Annotated in this window: 4 protein-coding genes; 3 read left to right on the forward strand and 1 reads right to left on the reverse strand. The window is 65.2% G+C overall.

Features of this window, described 5'->3' with window-relative positions:
- The 3 genes from ABC977_RS17905 to nei form a co-directional block, all read left to right on the forward strand.
- A partial coding sequence (locus ABC977_RS17905) for a Tc toxin subunit A-related protein (RefSeq protein ID WP_369668635.1) occupies positions 1-1,306 on the forward strand: 1,306 nt, incomplete at its 5' end.
- A gap of 532 nt (positions 1,307-1,838) precedes the next feature.
- Entirely contained in the window at positions 1,839-2,375 is a 537-nt protein-coding gene (locus tag ABC977_RS17910; protein ID WP_369668636.1) for a lipocalin family protein, read from the forward strand.
- 228 nt (positions 2,376-2,603) lie between these two features.
- Entirely contained in the window at positions 2,604-3,161 is a 558-nt protein-coding gene (gene nei, locus ABC977_RS17915; protein WP_369668637.1) for an endonuclease VIII, read from the forward strand.
- A gap of 198 nt (positions 3,162-3,359) precedes the next feature.
- Here nei and ABC977_RS17920 read toward each other — a convergent pair.
- Positions 3,360-3,982, reverse strand: a 623-nt coding sequence (locus ABC977_RS17920; protein ID WP_369668638.1) for a helix-turn-helix domain-containing protein, incomplete at its 5' end; no start/stop codon positions are given.

Consider the following 3,982-nt stretch of genomic DNA (forward strand, 5'->3'; position numbering starts at 1 on the left):
GGCCGACCTAATTCTCCGCGAGCGCGGCTGGGTGCTCGAGATGAATCAGGCGGCGCTCGATGTGCTGCAAGCGCGCCGGAGAAAGGCAGTCGCGGACATACGGGTTGACCTTGCGAAGAAGGCGGTAGAGTTGCAGAAGAAGGATGTAGCGCATACCGAGGCCATCGAGACCTTCCTCAAGGAGAAGTTTTCGAACGTCGAGCTTTACGAGTGGACCGAGCGGCGTCTCGGCCAGCTTTTCAAGGAATGCTTCACCCTCGCGCTCGAGAGCGCACGCATGGCAGAGGCATGCTACACGTTCGAACGTGAGAGGCCGGCCACGCCTTTCATCCGGATGGGCATACCGGCAAATGCCCGCGATGAGTTCTTGGCCGGCCACGAGCTCATGGCGCGTCTCAGGGATATGGACCGCGCTTACTTCTCCGCACCTCGCACGGCCGAACTGACGCGGCACATCTCCCTGCGCCAGATCGACCCCTACGCCCTGAACCGCTTGCGGGAGGAAGGGGAAGCCACGTTCAAAGTTCCCGAGGTCTTATTCAACATCGATCACCCGGGCTATTACGACCGCCGGATGAGGAGTGTTCAGGTCACCATTCCCTGCGTCACCGGCCCTTACGCTCCGGTAACGGCAACTTTGACGTTGGTAAGCAGCGAGCGGCGCAAGAGTCCAAAGCTCGCCCTTGAGCCCGATCCACAACCCGGTGCCTCAATTGCGCTGAGCTCTAGCCACAGCGATTCCGGCGTATTCGAATTGTCATCTCAGGATCCACTCTACCTTCCTTTCGAAGGAATGGGCGCGGTTTCGACGTGGACTTTGTCACTGCCGAAAGCCGTGAAACACTTCGACTACTGGTCGATCGCCGATGTCGTCCTCACCATGCAGTACACCGCCAAACGCGGCAGCAACGGCTTTCGTGATAACGTCTCCACGGATCTGAAGAAAAACCTCAATGAATTGAAGACGGCACGTGATGACAAGGTGGGTGTCTATCAGCTGGTCAGTGTTCGCCACGAGCTGCCCGACATCTGGCATCGCTTCAAGGCAGGGCAAGGCTTATCGCTTGCACTCGCAACGGAGATGCTGTCCTTCATGCTCAGGGACCTCAACCCTAAACTCGTCGAAGTCACAGGAAAGATCCGAATGGCCGGTGCTGCGCCCTCCCTGGAGCTGGCTTTCAAGACTCCGGAGGGAGTTGGCCCGCGATGGACGTTGGAACCGACCGACAACGCTCCGGATGTACTCGGAACGCCGGACAAGATCGCAGACATTACTCTTTTCGCTCGCTTCGAACTGCAACCGTAGTGTCGCATCCTGACCTCATCGGACGACGGACACCGTCTGTGAGGCGTGCATAAATGGCGTGCAGGTTGAGTGATAGGATAGAGCCTTGATAGCTAAAAGTTGCGGTGCCGACGCCGTTATGTAGATGGAAGGCTGAAGGACCCGGACCGTCCCGGCCTGATCTGGGGACGCCGCCGGGGTCTGGAACTTGGGCATGTACGCAAGGATCACCCAGAAACCTACACAAGAGTCGAAAGTCCGTGCGGTCTCCGACTCGGTGCTATCGCCCAGGTCGCGGCCGTCTTGAGTGGAACCGACCTGGGATCGGCTTAAACCGTTATTGAATCGAGGGCTTTTGGGCACGCTGCGCACGCGCGACGAAGAACACTTTTTTCAGGCACATTGAAGCTCGCGCGGGCCGACCCCCGAAACGACGAACACCCGGCTCGAAACCCAAGGTATGGCGACCGCCGATGCCGCGACGTCTTTAGGGCCGGCCTAACGGACCGAGCCACGGGTTGCTTCCACGCAAGGCAAGCCCATCTTGCATCCCATGATCAAAAACGCACGTTTCGCCCTTCGCGGTCTTCTGCCGGGTTTTCTCGTCGAGCGCCGCACCCCGCCCGAAACGGTCGCGCGGGTCGACCTGGATCGGCTGATGGGGACCTGGTTCGAAGTTGCGAGGCTGCCGAATCTCGAGGCCGACGGCCCCGGGCAGCAGAGTGTGAACGTCACGGCGACCTATGCGAAGGACCCCGACGGCCGGATCACCGTCCGAACCGCGGCCTACAACGCAAGGGCCCGGATGCGGCGCAGCGAGGTGACGGGCAGGGTCCATCCCGCCGACCCGAGCGGCGCGAGGCTGATCTTGAGGTTCTTCAAGCTCATTCGGGGAGACCTCTGGGTGATCGGACTGGACCTGGATTACCGATGGATGCTGACGGGCACGCCGAGCCGAAGGCGGCTTTGGCTCATCGCCCGCGCCCCGCGGATCGAGCCGGAGGACTATCGTCGGGCCATGGCCATCGCGATCGCGCAGGGCTACGACGCGGCGCGCGTGCAACCGACGCTGCAGGAGGCTCCGGTCTGAAGCGAGGCGGGCAAAGCCCTGGGTCCGCCGCCGGCGACCAGGGGCCGGCGACCTTCCATCCCCGAGATGGACGCGGTCGGTCTCGCGCGCGAGCGAACCCTCGACACCCTGCCGACGCCGCGTGTCCCGGCGCTCGATCGGCCGGCAGCGCGCTAAGCCGACGACGCGACCACATGGCGTCTCGGCGCGACGCGCGCCGATCCAGCGGTTACCTTCAGCCGCGATCTCATGCCCGAAGGCCCTGAGATCCGCCGCGCCGCGGACCGCATCGCCGCGGCCATCGCCGGCCAAAGGCTCGCCGAGGTCCGCTTCGGCCTCCCGCGCCTGCGCCGCTTCGAGGACGAGCTGACCGGGGCCCGGGTCGTCGGGGTCGAGACCCGAGGCAAGGCCCTCCTGATTGCCTTCGATCCGGGACTGACGCTCTACGCCCACAATCAGCTCTACGGCGTTTGGTACGTGCGTCGGCGCGGGGAGCTGCCCAGCACCGCCCGCAGCCTGCGGGTGGCCCTGCACACCGAGACCGACAGCGCACTGCTCTACAGCGTGTCGGACATCGCCGTGCTGGACGCCGACCGGCTGCTGCGCCATCCGTACCTGACCCGCCTCGGCCCGGACCTGCTCGACCCCGCCCTGCACTGGCGCGACCTGGCCCGGCGGCTGCACGGGCCCGCCTTCCGCAACCGCAGCCTCGGCGCCCTGTACCTGGACCAGGGCTTTCTCGCCGGGCTGGGCAACTACCTGCGCAGCGAGATTTTGGTGGTGGCCGCATTGCATCCGGCACTCTAGCCTAGAGGATCAGCCGTGCATCAGTGTCCGCTCTGCCAACGGCCAAACAGGCTCCCCGTCGCGATCTTCGTCGGTCGCGCTGGCGGCCGAGAGTCGGTGCGCGGATGGCGCCGCACCGCCTCCGAAGCCACGCCCATCACGGCGATCGGCCACCCAGGGCCACCTGCTGCCGACTGACGCCGCGAAGCAAGGCCCGCGCTACGCCATCCCGCCTTTCTCGAGCGCACGGGCCATGGCCGCGCGGACGCAACGCAGGATGCCGTAGTCGTATCTCCCCTGCAGCTCGTCGTAGACTGGCTTGAGGGCCTCCGGCGCATCGGGGGCGAGCTGCGCGAAGGCCTTTTGGATCGTCCGGATCTCGTCGTCGGCCAAGGCGACGGCGTCGCGAAGCTCGATCTCACCTTCCTCGATGCCGCGCGCCAAATGGCCGTGGATGGTGACGAGCTTGAGGCCACGGTGCGCTGCAACGTCCTCGAGGGTCAGGCCGGCACGCACGAGGTCAAGCGTCTCGCGCACGGTCGCCGTCAGACCAAGATCTTGCGGGCGGGGCCGCGGGGGCGGGCGATACAGGGTCTCCGGCAGGGACGGCAGGTCGGCGGGACGACCGTGCTCGGCCTCGTGCGCGGCGAGGACCGCGAGAAAGGCGGCCCCGAAACGCTCGAGCTTGACCGCCCCGACACCTGTCAGGCCGCCGAGCTCGTCCGCCGTGCGCGGCCGGTAGCGCACCATCTCGCCCAGCGTGACATCGTTGAAGACCATGTAGGGGGCCAGGCCCAGCTCCGCCGCCAGTTCACGGCGGCGCCCGCGAAGCCGCTCCCAGA

It is taken from the genome of Thioalkalicoccus limnaeus, assembly GCF_041197575.1.
Lineage (GTDB): Bacteria > Pseudomonadota > Gammaproteobacteria > Chromatiales > Chromatiaceae > Thioalkalicoccus > Thioalkalicoccus limnaeus.

Coding starts and splice junctions, on each gene's coding strand:
- ABC977_RS17910 (WP_369668636.1), top strand. CDS start 1,839: ATGATCAAAAACGCACGTTTCGCCCTTCGCGGTCTTCTGCCGGGTTTT.
- nei (WP_369668637.1), top strand. CDS start 2,604: ATGCCCGAAGGCCCTGAGATCCGCCGCGCCGCGGACCGCATCGCCGCG.